The sequence below is a fragment of the Microbulbifer pacificus genome (assembly GCF_002959965.1).
GTDB classification, from domain to species: domain Bacteria; phylum Pseudomonadota; class Gammaproteobacteria; order Pseudomonadales; family Cellvibrionaceae; genus Microbulbifer; species Microbulbifer pacificus_A.
On the sequence record NZ_PREV01000027.1, the window covers coordinates 668,554 to 683,713 of the forward strand.

General features: G+C 59.7%; 11 protein-coding genes. 9 read left to right on the forward strand and 2 right to left on the reverse strand.

What is annotated here, in order from left to right; all coding sequences use genetic code 11:
• Positions 1 to 201: 201 nt before the first annotated feature.
• The 3 genes from C3938_RS13565 to C3938_RS13575 all read left to right on the forward strand — a co-directional run bounded on the left by C3938_RS13565 (position 202) and on the right by C3938_RS13575 (position 2,253).
• On the forward strand, positions 202 to 672 hold the full coding sequence (locus C3938_RS13565) for a Dps family protein (RefSeq protein ID WP_105103803.1): 471 nt from the start codon (positions 202 to 204) through the stop codon (positions 670 to 672).
• Between the two features lie 241 nt (positions 673 to 913).
• On the forward strand, positions 914 to 1,252 hold the full coding sequence (locus C3938_RS13570; RefSeq protein WP_105103804.1) for a PadR family transcriptional regulator: 339 nt from the start codon (positions 914 to 916) through the stop codon (positions 1,250 to 1,252).
• A gap of 29 nt (positions 1,253 to 1,281) precedes the next feature.
• On the forward strand, positions 1,282 to 2,253 hold the full coding sequence (locus tag C3938_RS13575) for a hypothetical protein (protein WP_158681697.1): 972 nt from the start codon (positions 1,282 to 1,284) through the stop codon (positions 2,251 to 2,253).
• Here C3938_RS13575 and C3938_RS13580 read toward each other — a convergent pair.
• On the reverse strand, positions 2,224 to 3,120 hold the full coding sequence (locus tag C3938_RS13580) for a LysR family transcriptional regulator (RefSeq protein ID WP_105103806.1): 897 nt from the start codon (positions 3,118 to 3,120) through the stop codon (positions 2,224 to 2,226). The genes C3938_RS13575 and C3938_RS13580 overlap by 30 nt on opposite strands.
• Positions 3,121 to 3,321: 201 nt before the next feature.
• On the opposite strand from C3938_RS13580, the gene C3938_RS13585 reads away from it, so the two are divergent.
• From C3938_RS13585 to C3938_RS13605, 5 genes are all read left to right on the forward strand, one after another.
• Positions 3,322 to 5,295: an acetoacetate--CoA ligase gene (locus C3938_RS13585; RefSeq protein WP_105103807.1), complete on the forward strand. Its 1,974-nt coding sequence runs from the start codon at positions 3,322 to 3,324 to the stop codon at positions 5,293 to 5,295.
• 213 nt (positions 5,296 to 5,508) lie between these two features.
• Entirely contained in the window at positions 5,509 to 5,895 is a 387-nt protein-coding gene (locus C3938_RS13590) for a hypothetical protein (RefSeq protein ID WP_105103808.1), read from the forward strand.
• Between the two features lie 115 nt (positions 5,896 to 6,010).
• Complete coding sequence (locus tag C3938_RS13595) at positions 6,011 to 7,873, forward strand: autotransporter assembly complex protein TamA (protein WP_105103809.1); 1,863 nt, start codon at positions 6,011 to 6,013, stop codon at positions 7,871 to 7,873.
• A 2-nt stretch (positions 7,874 to 7,875) separates the two neighbouring features.
• Positions 7,876 to 11,910: a translocation/assembly module TamB domain-containing protein gene (locus C3938_RS13600; RefSeq protein WP_105103810.1), complete on the forward strand. Its 4,035-nt coding sequence runs from the start codon at positions 7,876 to 7,878 to the stop codon at positions 11,908 to 11,910.
• Positions 11,911 to 11,968: 58 nt separating this feature from the next.
• Positions 11,969 to 12,634: a nucleotidyltransferase family protein gene (locus C3938_RS13605; RefSeq protein ID WP_158681698.1), complete on the forward strand. Its 666-nt coding sequence runs from the start codon at positions 11,969 to 11,971 to the stop codon at positions 12,632 to 12,634.
• Here C3938_RS13605 and C3938_RS13610 read toward each other — a convergent pair.
• Positions 12,525 to 13,412 carry a zinc-dependent peptidase gene (locus C3938_RS13610; protein ID WP_233998913.1) on the reverse strand — a complete coding sequence of 296 codons (888 nt, stop codon included), beginning with the start codon at positions 13,410 to 13,412 and terminating at the stop codon, positions 12,525 to 12,527. The two genes, C3938_RS13605 and C3938_RS13610, sit on opposite strands and share 110 nt — an antisense overlap.
• A 197-nt stretch (positions 13,413 to 13,609) precedes the next feature.
• Between C3938_RS13610 and C3938_RS13615 the strand changes: the two genes are divergently transcribed.
• Positions 13,610 to 15,160: a hypothetical protein gene (locus C3938_RS13615; protein ID WP_158681699.1), complete on the forward strand. Its 1,551-nt coding sequence runs from the start codon at positions 13,610 to 13,612 to the stop codon at positions 15,158 to 15,160.

The following is a 15,160-nucleotide window of genomic DNA, read 5'->3' on the forward strand; positions in this document are numbered from 1 at the left end:
ACCGGATATTCACAGCCAATGGCCTTCGGGGTTTGAATGCCGAGTTTTGACCTTAGTATTTTGTCTGACCTGATGTCATCAATGGATCGCGGCGCACAGCTGTCATCCGTTGATTGAACAACCCGGCGGCGCCGGACCGAAGATGATAGGTCCGGCGCAATCGGTTAAAGGAATGAACCCGAGCCAAGCAAGAGGTTGCTGATGAGCAATATAGATATCGGAATTGGTGCCAAAGACCGCGAAAAAATTGCCCAGGGATTGAAAGGCCTGCTGGCGGATACCTACACCCTGTATCTGCAGACGCACAATTTTCATTGGAATGTCACCGGTCGGCTGTTTCGTGAACTGCACCTGATGTTCGAGGAGCAGTACACCGAGCTGTCCGTTGCGGTAGATGATATCGCCGAGCGCATTCGCACCCTGGATGTCGTTGCCCCGGGGACCTACAAGGCATTTGCTGAACTCAGTTCCATCAAGGAGGTGGAGGACGTACCCGTTGCCGAAGAAATGGTGCGTATTCTGACGCAGGGGCACGAACAGGTAGTGAAAACCTGTCGCGACGTACTCAAGGCTGCACAGGCCGGGGATGACGAATCCACCATTGCACTGGTATCTGACCGCATGCGTGTGCACGAGAAAACGGCCTGGATGTTGCGGGCGACCGCACACTGAGCTCTTGCGTACACTGAGCTTCTAAATAGCCCCCAACGAAACTGGCCTTGTGGCCGGTTTCGTTTTTTCTGGGTGGCAGATTTGCTGCACCCGGCTTCCCGCCTAGATTCCAGGCTTTCTCATTACTTGCGTCCGATGTCGTTCCGGCATGCCTGGCCATTTATGTCGCGTGTCCCCCTTGCATCCTGTTACTGTGTGGTGCACAGTAAATACTGTGTAACGCACAGTATGGGTGGGAAGAATGACGGATGCGCCGGAAAAACTCGACAGGCTGGTGATGGAGGTGCGCCGGGGGGCGCTTACCCTGGCGGTGCTGTTGGCGCTGCGCGAGCCGCACTACGGTTATTCCCTGCGGAAAAAACTGGCGATGCGAGGGCTGGATATCGACGAGGGCACGCTGTACCCACTGTTGCGCCGACTGGAAGAGCAGGGTCTGCTGAACAGCCACTGGCAGCAGGAGGAAGGGCGCAAGCGACGGTTTTATCGAATTGACCGCGGTGGCGAGATTGCGCTCGCCGCCATGCGCAGCGAATGGTCGGGTCTCAACGGGGTTATCGACCAGCTGGCGGAAAGCAATTGATGTTGGATATGAATAAGGAGTCGAAGGGAATGGCAATTCACACCGATTGGCTGCAGCGCTATGTGGACAATGTTCGTACCTACTTGCCGGCGCGTCTGCGGGAAGACGCGGGAAATGAACTCTATTCCGATCTACAGGATCAGCGAGATGAGCTCGAAGCGTCTCTCGGTCGCGCGCCCATGGAATCGGACATTCTCCGGCTGTTACAGCGAAAGGGGCATCCGATGGCAGTTGCTGCCGGGTACCAGCCCCGCCGCACCCTGGTGAGCGAGCCGCTGTTTCCCCTGTACCTGCAGGTATTGAAATGGACACTGCTGGTGATCGCGACCGTCAGTGCCATCGGCGCGGTGGGGGCTCTGTATACGGATGAGCATCCGAAGCTGCTGTCCGCTGCAGTGGGCTGGCTCGCGGGCCTGTATGAGGGAGGTATTCACGCATTTGCGTGGGTGACACTGGTGTTTTATCTCGCTGGGGAAGGGTTCAGCTATCGAAAGGTGTTTGCCAACTGGAACCCCCGCACCATGCCAAATGTGATCGATCACGGTCGGCGTATAAAGCGGTTTGATTCGTCCGTGGAATTTGTGGTGACACTGCTGACGATGGCGTGGTTGAACGATGTCTGGCTGGTGCCCGGCACTGGGGAGCATTCGTCGCTTGTTTTGTCCGCGGAATTATCCGCGCTGTTGCCGTGGCTCAATATTGCGCTTGGTGCCAGTGTCTTGATGTCGCTGTATAAACTTTTTTCTCCGTTCTGGACGCGCTCGCGGCTGCTGTCCGATGCGGCGTTGAATATTTACTGGCTGGTGATGCTGGCGTTTCTGCTCAGCCTGAACACGCCATTTTCCCTGGAGTGGCGTAGCGGTGAGGTCTGGCAGCCGAGCCAGGGGAGCTGGCAGGTGGCGGTGGGTATAGTCATCGCGATTACCGCCTGGGATCTGCTGGAGAATATTCGCAGTCTTTTGCGCGCGCGTTCAGAGACCGGTGTCGAGCGCCAGGTATAAAAAGGCCTGCGCAGGCGTGGACAGTGCGCCGGCCTCGCGTGCGAGGATACCTACCGGATGGGCTATCACGGGTTCACTCAAAGGCTTGCAGGTCAGGCCGTAGGACTGCATCTGTCGTTCGCACAGGCTGGGTACCGCGCTCACGCCCAGTCCGGTCTGTACGAGTCTGCCGATGGTGCTGAGCTGGTTGGCTTCGCACAGTAGCCGCGGCTGTGCACCTTGTTGCTGGCTCTGTGCAAATGCTGTGTCTGTCCAGCGGCGCACCGCTGATCCCCGGTTCATGGCGATGAATGGTTCGCCCACAAGATCTTGCCAGCGCAGTACTTTCCTGCGCTGCAGTAAGTGGCCCGGTGGCAGCACGGCGACGAAACGGTCGTCGCCGATGGGGGTGAAACTCAGGTTGCCGAGATCGTCCGGACGGAAGCTGATGCCCAGCTCCGCGCGCCCCTCCTGTACCGCGTTCACCACCCGCTCCATCACGATGTCTTCCAGAACAATATTGATACTCGGGTGCCGCCGGTGAAACTCCTGTAGCAGCTCTGGCAGCTGATTCAGCGCAAACGCGGGGATGGCGGCGATGGAAAGCTGCCCCTGTTGCAGGCGGAAGCGCTGTTGCACCGCATCCAGGGTGTTGTCCCAGTTGTACAGCAATTGCTGGGCGCGCTCGACAAACGCCACGCCCTCGGGCGTGAGCACCAGCTGGCGGGCGTCGCGACTGAACAGGGCGCCGCCAAGGGATTCCTCCAGGCTGCGGATGGCGATGGAAATGGCCGGCTGGGAGACATGCAGCTGGGCGCTGGCCTCGGCGAGACTGCGTGTTTTCGCCACCGCGACGAATGCACGCAGCTGTTTTATGGTCGTACTCACAAATCCTCGCGCTCAAATATTGTTAAGTAAAATTTAATAATTATTAATAAGTTTAAATTAGTCTTAAGTGTCAGACCAAGGCATGATTGTTCACATGGCGAGAGCGCGAATAATGGTCAACCATTATCAGGCCCGCAAACTCGGATTCGGGGGCGGGTGATCAGCGCAGGCAATAACGCAAAATAGAGAGATGCAGCCGAGATGAGCAATCCCGTACAGCCACTGTGGCAACCCACCGATGCGGCCGTCGCCGCCACCCAGATGGATCAGTTTCGCCGCCAGATCAACGAACTGCACCAGCAGGCGCTGCCGGATTATCACGCTCTGTACCAGTGGTCGGTGGACAACCGCGAGCAGTTCTGGAGCCATCTGTGGGCTTTTGGTGAGGTCATCGCCAGTGCCCGGGGAGACCGGATTCTCGGTAAAGACGTTATGCCTGGCGCCGAGTGGTTCCCTGAAGCTCGGCTGAATTTCGCTGAAAACCTGCTGCGCTTTCGCGATGACAAAGCGGCATTGATCGAGCGGCTGGAAAACGGCCGCCGCCGCGAACTCAGCTATCGCGAGCTGTTTGGAAAGGTGGAACAGCTGGCTGCGGCACTGGCAAGTGCGGGTGTGGGCAAGGGCGACCGGGTGGCGGGCTTTATGCCCAACATCATCGATACCGTGGTGGCCATGCTCGCGACCACCAGTCTCGGCGCTATCTGGACTTCCTGCTCCCCGGACTTTGGCATCAACGGTGTGCTGGACCGCTTCGGTCAGGTGGAGCCGAAAGTCCTGTTCGCCTGCGAGGGCTATTTCTACAACGGCAAGGTGATTGACTCGCTGCCGCGCCTGGAGCAGATCGTCGAACAGATCAACTCCATCCGGCAGTTGGTGGTGGTCCCTGTGGCCCGCTCGCCGGAGCAGACGGCCACCGACATCGCCGGCCTCGCTCGTGCCGTTACCCTGGATGAGTTTGTAGCGAAAGCGCCGGCGCGCCCGCTCACCTTCGAGCAGACCGAGTTCAATCATCCGCTCTATATCATGTATTCCTCTGGTACTACCGGAGTACCCAAATGCATTGTGCATGGGGTTGGTGGCACGCTGTTGCAGCACATCAAGGAACACCGTCTGCACACCGATATCTCCCGCGATGATACCCTCTTCTACTTCACCACCTGCGGCTGGATGATGTGGAACTGGCTGGTGAGCGGTCTCGCCTGTGGCGCCACTCTGGTGCTCTACGACGGCTCGCCGTTTTATCCCGCGGCCCAGTGCCTGTGGGATATGGCGGACGAGGAAAATATCAGCGTATTCGGCACCAGTGCCAAATATATTGCCGCTCTGGAGAAGGCCGGGTGCAAGCCGCGGGAGAGTCATCGTCTCGAGCGCCTGCGCGCTGTCCTTTCTACCGGCTCACCGCTCGCCCACGAGGGGTTCCGCTACGTATACCGCGACATCAAGTCCGATGTATGTCTGAGCTCCATTTCCGGTGGCACTGACATCATCTCCTGTTTCGCCCTCGGTAATCCGACGCTGCCGGTATACCCCGGAGAGCTACAGTGTCGCGGCCTCGGGATGGCGGTGGAGGTGTGGAGCGATGATGGCAAACCGGTCCGGGAAGAGAAGGGGGAGTTGGTGTGCGCCACGTCCTTCCCCTGCATGCCCATAGGCTTCTGGAACGATCCCGACGGCAGTAAGTATCACGGGGCCTATTTTGACAGCTGGGCCGGTGTTTGGGCCCACGGTGACTATGCGGAAATCACTGAACACGGTGGCGTGATCATTTACGGCCGTTCCGATGCCGTGTTGAACCCGGGTGGCGTGCGCATCGGTACTGCGGAAATCTACCGTCAGGTGGAGAAGGTGGAAGAAGTGCTGGACAGTATCTGTATTGGTCAGGACTGGCGCGATGACGTGCGTGTGGTGCTGTTTGTTGTGCTGCGTGAGGGGCTGATACTGGACGACGAGCTGATTCAGAAAATTCGCGCCACCATCCGCGCCAATACCACGCCGCGCCACGTGCCGGCAAAGGTGATCCAGGTGGCGGACATTCCCCGCACGATCAGCGGCAAGATCGTCGAGTTGGCGGTGCGCAACGTGGTGCACGGGAAGCCTGTCAAAAACCAGGAGGCGCTTGCAAATCCGGAGGCGCTGAAGCTGTTCGAGAGCCTGCCAGAACTGGCAGAGGGGTGACCCTACCAGTTCCGACGAAAGAGGCGAACGCTTGAAACACAGCCGGTGTACCGCACCGGCTGCTTATTTCATTCCTTTCATCCCACCGAACGATTTCGGTGCTATGCCGCGCCAGCTATTCTGCGCTACCCTGTTGGAAGCAAAAAAGGTGCCCTGAACCTATCCAGTAAAGTAAAACAATCCCGTAAACCAATAACGTCACGGAAGATAAGCATGATTACCTACCTGTACTGGGCCGCTGTTATCGCCCTGATCGTACTGAGCCTGTTTGCCGGTGGCCGCCTGGGCAGCCTTGGCAAGGGCGCAATCGTTGCAGCCATTATCTTTCTTGCCGCATGGCTCGCGTACTACTTCCATTTCGAGCAGGTGTTCGTAAAGCGCTTTGGCGGCGTCATGCGCATCAGTGTGCCGGAGGGGCAGCGGCACCTGGGCGCTACCTGGAAAGACGACAACCTGTGGGTGGAGAACTTCGACCCCCGCACCAACGAGTGCATCTTCAGCGAGTATTCCAAAGGCAACCTTCTGGAGGGGCGGGTTATCATCAAGAATTGCAACCCACTGATGGAGCGCGCCGGCACCCCGGGGGTACCCGGGCGCTGAATGTGTCGACGGAATGGCGAGGGCGACCCTGTGTGAGCGGGGCGCTGCACCGGTGTAAAGACCGGTAAAGTTGCGGCAGCGTTCGCAACTTTATCTCTCCAAACGCGTCGCAGTGATGAAGACTGGCAAGTGGGTTGTAGAGCGGGTTGTAACGTTGCGCGATTTTCCCTTCGCTCCCAGAGCGGTATTTCCATCCATTTTCATGGCGGCCCTGCTGGCGGCACTGTTACTGCTTGTGCCGCAGCACGGTACCGCGCTGCCTTTTTTTGACAGTCTCCCAAAATTCAAGATTCGCGTACCGGAAAACCGCGAGTTGCAAGACTGGTTGCGCGAAAAAGTCAACGAACAGCGCAAATCCAGCAGTGTCCTCAAGTCCTACGACGATCCACTGGATGTGGCGCGCTACGAGCGCGGTACCTTGGAGAAGCTGCTGCGCTCCCGCGGCTATTACGATGGCCGTGTGCGCCAGTCCGTAACCGACGGTGAGATCCTCTATCGCGTGGCGCCCGGGCAACAGTTCCGTATCAAATCCATCAGTGTGCGCATGCCGCAGCACTTGAAGGCGGGCTTCCCCGGCGTGGGGCTGCAGGAAGGTGACCCGCTGGAGGCGGAAAAAGTTACCGAAGGCGTGAAGAAGATTGAGACCTATCTTGCGGAAAACGCCTGCCTGCTCAACGTCAACGTAACCTACAAGGCGACGGTGATTCACAGTGAGCACGCCGCGCGCCTTGAATACCGCGTTGCCAAGAGCCCGGAGGTACATGTCGGGCAGGTGTATGTTGAGGGCGTGGAAACCGTAAAAGACGAGTTTCTGCGCAAGCGCCTGCAAATGAAGCCCGGAGACTGTTTCAGCCGCACTAAGCTGGATGCCGCGAAATTACGCCTGTTGCGCACAAACCTGATTGCCGGTGTGAACGCGGAGGTGTCTGAGCCGCAGGAAGGTGTCGTCGATATCACCTTTCTGGTGATCGAACGCAAACACCGTACCGTGCGCTTCGGTGTCGGTTACGACTCAGACGAAGGGGCGGGTGTCTCCGCCGGCTGGGAGCACCGCAATATCCTGGGGCGCGGCGAAAAAATCGAGGTGGAAACCCGGGTCAGTGAAATTACGCAGTCTCTCAAGGGCGAACTGCTGGTGCCGCGTTTTTTTCGTGATGACCAGGACTTTACCGCCAAAGCGGAAGCGTCCAACGAAGACCGTGAATCCTATCAGTCCGAGGCCATCACCTTTGGCGGAACCCTTTCCCGCCGTCACACCAAACATCGCACGTTCAGTATCGGTGGCGAGCTGAAGTTCAGCGATGTGCAGGAAGAGGGCGAGGAAAGCGAAAATTACAACCTGCTGGCGTTCCCTGTCGGCATGAAAATAGATACCACCGACAACCTGCTGGACGCCCATCGCGGCGCCACCGTGGCGCTGGAGATCAAACCCTATTTCGACCTCAAGGGTACCGGCACCCGCTTTGTGAAAAATACTCTGGTGGCCACGGGTTATCTCACCGCGGAAGAAGTCCGTTACGACCCTACTCTGGCAGTGCGCATCAAGGCGGGGGTGATCAGCGGGATCGACAATCTGGATATTCCCGCGGACGAACGCTTCTATGCCGGTGGCGGCGGTTCTGTGCGCGGCTACGCCTACCAGGCACTGGGGCCGCGGCGGTTGATTCCGTCCAAGGTGGCCGGCGCGCCGCCCACTCTGTCCGATCCCATCGGTGGGCGCGGTCTCAGCGAAGTGTCGTTTGAGGGCCGTTTCCGCTTTACCGAGACGTGGGGCGGGGTGCTGTTCCTGGACGGCGGTAACGCCTATGCCGATCCGCAGCCGAGTTTCGATGACCTCTATTGGGGGGCGGGTATCGGTGTGCGCTATATGACATCGTTCGCTCCCCTGCGCCTGGATATCGCGTTCCCCCTGGATCGGCGTGAGGACCTGGATGACAGCAGTTACCAGGTATATGTGAGCCTGGGGCAGGCGTTCTGATCATGTCTGAGTCGACCCCACCTGCCGCCCCCGAACGCAGACGCTGGCACTGGCCGCGTGCACCGCGTCTGACCCTGATGGCCACGGCATTTTTACTGCCGCTGCTGGGGGCCATTTTTCTGGTGGGCACGGAAACCGGACGCGTCGCCCTGACCAACAGCGGTCTGGCCATTGCCCGCCACTATCTGCCCGACCTGAAAATTGACGCCCAGGGATTACGCAGCCCGCAATTGGGGCGCTGGTACTTCGAATTGTTGCAGGTGCGCTACAAAGACCGGTCTGTGGCGGAGGCGCGCCAGCTGACCCTGCATCTGGATATACCGAAACTGTGGCACAGCCAGATCCATATTCCCGAGTTGAGTGCGCAGACACTGCTGTTCGACAACACACTGCTGGGAGAATATCTCGAAGCCCACGGGAGCGATGAGAAGGATGATGCCGGGAGCGACACCGGTGCTCCCCGTGTGCCCGCCATCTGGCTTGAACGCCTGTCGGTAGCGCAGCTCACGGTCATCGACGGGGATTTCGAGGATATTCCGATGGTGGCTGTGAATGGAGAGGGCAGCTATCGCTGGCCGGAGCGGGCGTCCGCGCTGACTCTGGATATTGCCGAAGTGCCGGAGGAAGAAGCGCATCACCAGATGCATCTGCGGCTCGAGGGCCGGATGCAGAGCGATACCGTGTACGCCATTACCCTGTCTGCGAGCGAGCTGGCGGGCGGCTTTTTACCGCGCAGGTTGATGCTGCCCGAGGGGGAAAACCTCGATGCGGACGGAAAATTCCTGCTGCAATTTACCGGCGAAAAAGAACCGGGTGAACAACGACTGCGGGTCACCGTCGAACACTTTTCCCTGCCCTTGGTGGAGCACCGTTTCGGACTTGGCGGTAGCGCGGACCTGGTGCTGTCGCCGTGGTCTGCCGCCACCGACGATCTGACACTTACCGTGGACGATACCCGTCACAGCATTCGCGGCCACATCAACGGCGAGGAAATGGATCTCAAGTTGCTGCTGAACCGCCTGCCCGTGGCCATCTCCCAGCCCTGGCAGGACTACCTGCAGGGTGGCTGGCTGTCGGCGGATCTCGCGCTGAAGGGACCATTGGCACTGCCTAATGCAGATGGCACCCTGGAGCTCCAAACGTCCTATCAGAAGCAACCGCTGCACCTTACCGGCGACGTGGAAACCATTGGCGACAAGATCTACCTGCGCACCGCGCGCCTGCGGGTGGCAAAAGCTCAGCTGGAGATCAGCGGCGATGTGGATGTCGGCAGTGAAGCCATCGACCTGAAAGCGCAGGTTGCGCAACTGCCGTTTATGGAGATCCGCCGGATTCTCGCCGCTTTTGAGGAGACCAAGGAACTCGAAATCCCCCCGGAACTGGATGGCGCGATCGGGAATCTGCAGGTGACCGCGGCCGGTCCCTGGAAGAATCCGCGCCTCGGCGTAAAGCTCGAGAGCGATGTGCAATACCGCGAGTTGCGGACCCGTTTGCAGGGCAAGGCCGAGGGCGATCTGAACAGGTTTGCGGTGAGCGATCTGCTGCTGGAAGGCGAGGGTGTCAGGGTAAGCGGCAGCGGCGAGGTCGATGTGCAAGGCAAGGAGTTGCAATTCCAGCTGGATGTGGCCGCACGGGGGGTTAAGCCCGCGGAGCAGTTCGGGCTGCCGGTGGACGAGGGTACCGAGGTCAGTATGGATGCGGTCGTTTCGGTAAACGGCCCCTGGGATAACCCTAAAATGTCCGCGCGCCTTTCCTCCGACGGCGAGTACCGTGAGTACCGCTACCGCCTGCGCGGCGGCGCCGCCGGTACGGCCGAAGCCATCACCTTCGACCGTCTGCGTCTGGATCTCTACACCGCTGCCGCGCGTGCCGCGGCAGCGGCCGATCACACTGTTGATCAGTCACTGCGGCCGGATGATGTGCGTGAGCCGGGCACGGATTATCCCCTGGAGCAGTCCCGTGAACGGGTGGCGCAGTCCCGCCAACCTGTCACCGGCGCGGCAGCGCTGGCGGCAGATTCGGAGCAGGCGCGCCAGCGCGGCACCGCCTGGCTGGAATTGAATGGTGTGGTGGAGCCCAGGGCCCAGCGCGCCAATGGCAGCGTGGCGGGGCGCAATATTCCGCTACGCCTCGCGCGCCTCGCGGGTGTGGAGCTGCCGCCCTCGCTGCGTGGGGAACTCAGTATCGATGGCCAGTTTACCGGTTCGTTCAGCGACCCGGAGGCCACCGCCAATATCCTTGGTCTTGGCGAATATCGCGGCGAGCCGTGGCAGGTGCAGGGGGATGTGAGCTATGGCAAGGCCCAGATCATGCTGTCGGAAGTAAAGCTGCTTTGGGCCGGGCGCAACCAGCTGACCGCCGACGGCAGTCTGAGTGCGCAGTCGCTGGATCTGGAGTTGCGTGCTCAGGCGGTACTGGCGGATTTCGAGGAGTGGCTGAGCGCGGACATCAGCGACAGTGGCGAACTGAACCTCGTAGCGACAGCCCGCGGTACACCGAAAGATCCGGACCTCGCCGGCGAACTCCGCATCAGTGGTCGCGCGCCTGCGTTGCGGGACGACGCATTGGTGCAGTCACCACTGACCCTGTCACTGAAGTGGCAAACCAGTGACGGCGACCTGAATATGGATCTGGACGCCAGTCACGGCAACCGTACTGCGGCGGACGCCCGGGCCACACTCGCGATTGCGCCGATCCTCGAACAGCTTTTCCGCGAGAAGCCGGCGGGTGAATCGCCGCCGTTGCCTGTAGATCTCGAGGCAAACGGCACCGCCGACCTGGCGGCGCTCGGGGGCTTCTTCGACCCGGAAATCCACACCATGCGCGGCCGGCTGGACTTCAATCTGGTGGCGGATGGCACCACCGCAGCGCCCAACGCCCGAGGCAAGATCAACCTGCAGGGCGGGTATTACGAACACCGCCCCAGTAACACGCGTCTGACCGATGTTGTGTTCGCCGCCGATCTTACGCCGGATGCCTGGCGTATCGTGGAGGCCAGCGCGCGGGATGGTGACCGCGGACGGGTAGACCTTGCCGGTGCGGTGACCTTCAATGCGCCTGCGCCACCGGCGCTGAATTTTTCCATGACGGCTCGCAATGCGCATCTGCTCAATATGCCCGGTGCCAAGGGCGCGTTCACTGGTGAAATGCGCCTCACGGGAAATACCGAGGACGCATTGCTCGCGGGATCACTGAATCTGCGACCGCTCGCGGTGCAGGTGGAGCATTTTATCGGCAGCAGTGTGCCGGAAATCGACGTCATCGAAGTGCAGGTAGATGGTGGCGAGCAGGAAGAGAGCTCACCGTTTATGGGCAATGTCGCCCTGGCGCTTGAGATCGTGCTCGATCAGCAATCCTATGTGCGTGGTCTGGGGCTTGATTCCAACCTGAAAGGCAAGGTGGAAATTGCCGGCACCGCCGCCGACCCGCAGGCCTCCGGCACGCTTACCATCGTGCGTGGCAAGTTCGACCTGCTCGGCAAGAAGTTCGAGCTGCAGGAGGGGCAGGTACAGTTTGAAAACAATGTGGCGGCGATTTATGTGAAGGGGGTGCACACCTATCCGGAAGGCGAGATTACAGCGGAAATTTCCGGCACGACCGACAATCCGAAAATCGAATTCAGCTCCAACCCCGCGGCGGCTCAGGATGAGATTTTCGCGCAGTTGCTGTTCGGCAAGTCCCTCACGGATATCTCTCCGTTACAGGCGGTGCGTCTGGTCAGTGTGGTGCGTACGCTGCAAACCGGGAATACCGGTTTCGACCCCCTCGCCAGTACCCGCGACCTGGTGGGTCTGGATACCTTGGACTTCGAATCCGAGTCCACCGAGAGCGGTGAGGATCAGTATGCTCTCAGCCTTGGTAAATACATCACCAGCCGTATCTACCTGGAGCTGCAACGCAGCACCGACCCCCTGAATCCCTGGCGGGCGGAAATGCAGATCGAACTGCGCAAAAATCTGCGCCTGGATATCAAATCATCCGATAACGAGGAAAGCGGCGGCGGAAGTGTCGAGCTGCAGTGGAAGAAGGATTACTGACCGGCTATAAAAAATAAACGCTTTAAATCCGTGATAAAAAACGATGGGAAAAAACGAAATGGAATATGCGATCGTTGTTCTGGCCGCCGGTTACTCCCATCGCTTTGGCAGTGACAAGCGTCTCGCCAGTATTCAGGGCGAGCCCATGCTGCTGCGCACCCTGCAGACCGCCATGGCGGCGGCTTCCTCTCTCGAAGATACCCGGATTCAGGTGGTCATCCGCGCACGCGATCCGGTTATCGCCAACGGCCTCAGCAAGATGCCGGTGCAGGTGCTTCACGCTCCGGTGTGGCCGGTGGGCATCGGCGCGAGCCTCGCGTCCTGTGTGGAGCAGCTGCAGCGCCAGGGAAGCAACCCCAAAGCCATTCTGGTGTGTCTGGGGGATATGCCATTCGTGGAGCAGGAAACCCTCGTGACCCTGTTGCGCTCGGTGCAGGAGGACCGCATTTGCGTGCCCGTGTGCGCGGGTACCCGCGGCTATCCGATAGCCGTTGGCCGGCGTTATCTCACGGCTCTTTCGCGCCTGCGCCGCACCGGCGTTGAAAAGGTACTGCGCATCTACAGCGATGCGGTCCACGATGTGGAAGTTCCGGATCCGGCCATCAATTGCGACATCAACCGGCCGGACGACTTCCACGCAGCAGTGCGGCAGGATCTGTTCGGTAAAATTTTTGCATCTCGCGATACAGCACCGGGTGTGTCGCAGCCATCGCCGTTGGAATAACAAAGTAGGCCTCGGTGGCCACTGCGAAGAATTCTGCTGGGGACTGGGCGCCGTACGTGTCCAACACGGAGTTGTCGCGCAGCGAAGGCGGTGTCTCGCCGTTTTCCATCCGAAGTCCCGCGCCCACATGTTCCGCGTGAATCCGCTGGCGCAGCTCGGCGAACGCCTCGCGCATCACCGGCGCCCAGTTCTTGCCGTCGGCGCTTTTCGCAAATGGCGGCCTCCCGTCCACATAGCCATCCTCTTCGTCCAGCTTGTGGGCAAACTCGTGAATCGCCACATTGTGCCCCCGTTCCGGGTGGGCTAACCCCTCCTGCAGATCCCGCCATGACAGCACCACCGGCCCACGGTAATGCGCCTCGCCGGCGCGCGCGCTCAGATGAGTCGATTGAATGTGGCCGTCGTAATGGGTTTCCTCCGCTACATAGGCGTCCGGGTAGACCAGTACCGTGTAGAGATCCGGGTAGCAGTTGTTATCCCGCTCCAACAACAACAGGCAGGCATGTGCGGCAATCACCACCCGCATCTCTTCGCTAATCGCGAGCCCGTCGCAGCCGACAAACTCCTTTTCTTGCAGGAACAGGCTCACATTGCGCTGCAGCTCTTTCTGGCGCTCCTCCGGTAAATAGCGGTAGAGCGTGAGGCGGTCTGCCAGTATCGAGAGCTGTTGCCGGGTGAGTGGGCGTGAGCGCAGATAGCGTCGGCGCACGCGCTGCCACGCCATCGGCACTACCCAGATGAGGATGGCGACCAGAATAATCGCGAAGAACGTTTCCAAAGCCGAGTCCCTGCAAATTCCATGGTCCGCAAGTTTACCGTAACCGTCGGGTCATTGGCGCTCATGTTGACCTTCGGTGAGATTCTGCGACCATTGGCGCGCCCGTACCGTCGTGCGGTACGCATTAAAAAAATGAAAAACAGACAGGAATGTCAGGGGTTGGGGTTGTGGAGATAAGTTCGACCAATTCGGAGTTCATGTTGGTACCCCACGGGTACGGCACCGAGGGGCGCCTGCAGTTGTGGGTGGGGGCCCATGGCGAAGCGTTGCCCGAGCAGCTGTGGGTACGCCGCACACTGCTGGGGGTGGACGACCTTCCGGACGGCGGAACCTGCAGCGTGGATTTCCCGGTGGTGCTGGATCGAGTGGCCCCTTCACTGCGTTACACCGTGCTGCTGCTCCCGGTAATTGCGGGCCGCCGCTATCTCTTTTCCCTGTGGGCGACGACTGATAAAGGCGAACGCGAACTTGCGGACGCCGAGTGCCGTGCGCGCCCGCGCAACCTCGACGATGGCTTCAGCGTCTGGTATGGCTCTTGCTTCTATGGAAATGAAGACAAGGGTGCATTGGGGGCGGCCTTTGATGCGCTGCCGCGGGACTGCCGGCCGGACGTGTCGTTTCTGGGGGGGGACCAGGTGTATCTGGATACCGCTGTGGCCACTTCCGGTTGGGGATTCGCGCCCATTCCCGGTCTCAGCATTATCAAATCCCTGCGCCTGGCGGCACTGAACAGCGCGGAAGGCAAAGCGGAGCTGGAGCGGATTTTTACTGAGGAATATCGCAGTAACTGGAGCAGGGGACTGCACCGTTTGCTCCGCTCCGGTAATCACCATTTTCTCGCTGGTGATCATGAGTTCTGGAACGATTATCCGAACCCGCCGGGATTTTTCTGGGGGCTAAGAATCGCGAGTCTCCGGGAAACCTGGAAAGCGAGCGCGCGTGCGCTGTTTGACGCCTACCAGTTACCCGCCGGAAATGCCTCCGGCGAGTTTGCCATCGGTGATGAACTGGCGTTTTTCTACCTGGATACCTACCTGCAGCGAAAGGAAGGCTACAACGCGAAGTTTACCGATGACGAGACGCTTCAGCGCGCTTGCGACTGGTTGAGGGGACTCACCTGTCCCGGTGTACTCGTGTTGCCGATGCCGTTGTTGACTCACTGGCATCTGCGCAAGGGTGGAAGTTTCATCCATCGGTTTAAAAAATCCTTTACCGCATGGCGTGTCAAATTGGGGTTGGGGGATCATTCTCTGGCGGACAGCAGCCAGTACCAACCGCTGGTTCAGGCGCTGCACGACTGCTCACAGGATGTGGTAATACTGGCGGGCGACGTGCACTACAGCCGTCTCGCGAGGATGGAATTGAATGGAAAGCAGGTGGTGGAAGTGGTATCGACACCGCTTTCCTGCCTACCGAGCGCAGGCGACAAGCCGAGTACCGCGTTGGAGATTTTCCCGGACAGGCCCATAACGGGCATCCGCGCCGCGGTTGAATATTTGCGGGCCGGAAATTTCCGCAGAAAAATCCTTGGGTATATCTCCGACAATAATTTCGCCACGCTGAATTTTTCCCGCGCTGAAAATGGAATCCACGTGCTTGTCCGGTGTTGGAACGTCAATGAGCGGAATGCCGAAGGCTCGCCAAGCCCCGCCTGGGAGCCGGCCAGGTTCCTGCTGCGCCGGCGTACCGCCGATGCAGTTCCCGTGGCGACACCGGTTCCAGAACCTGTCGCTGAGCCGCAGGATTGA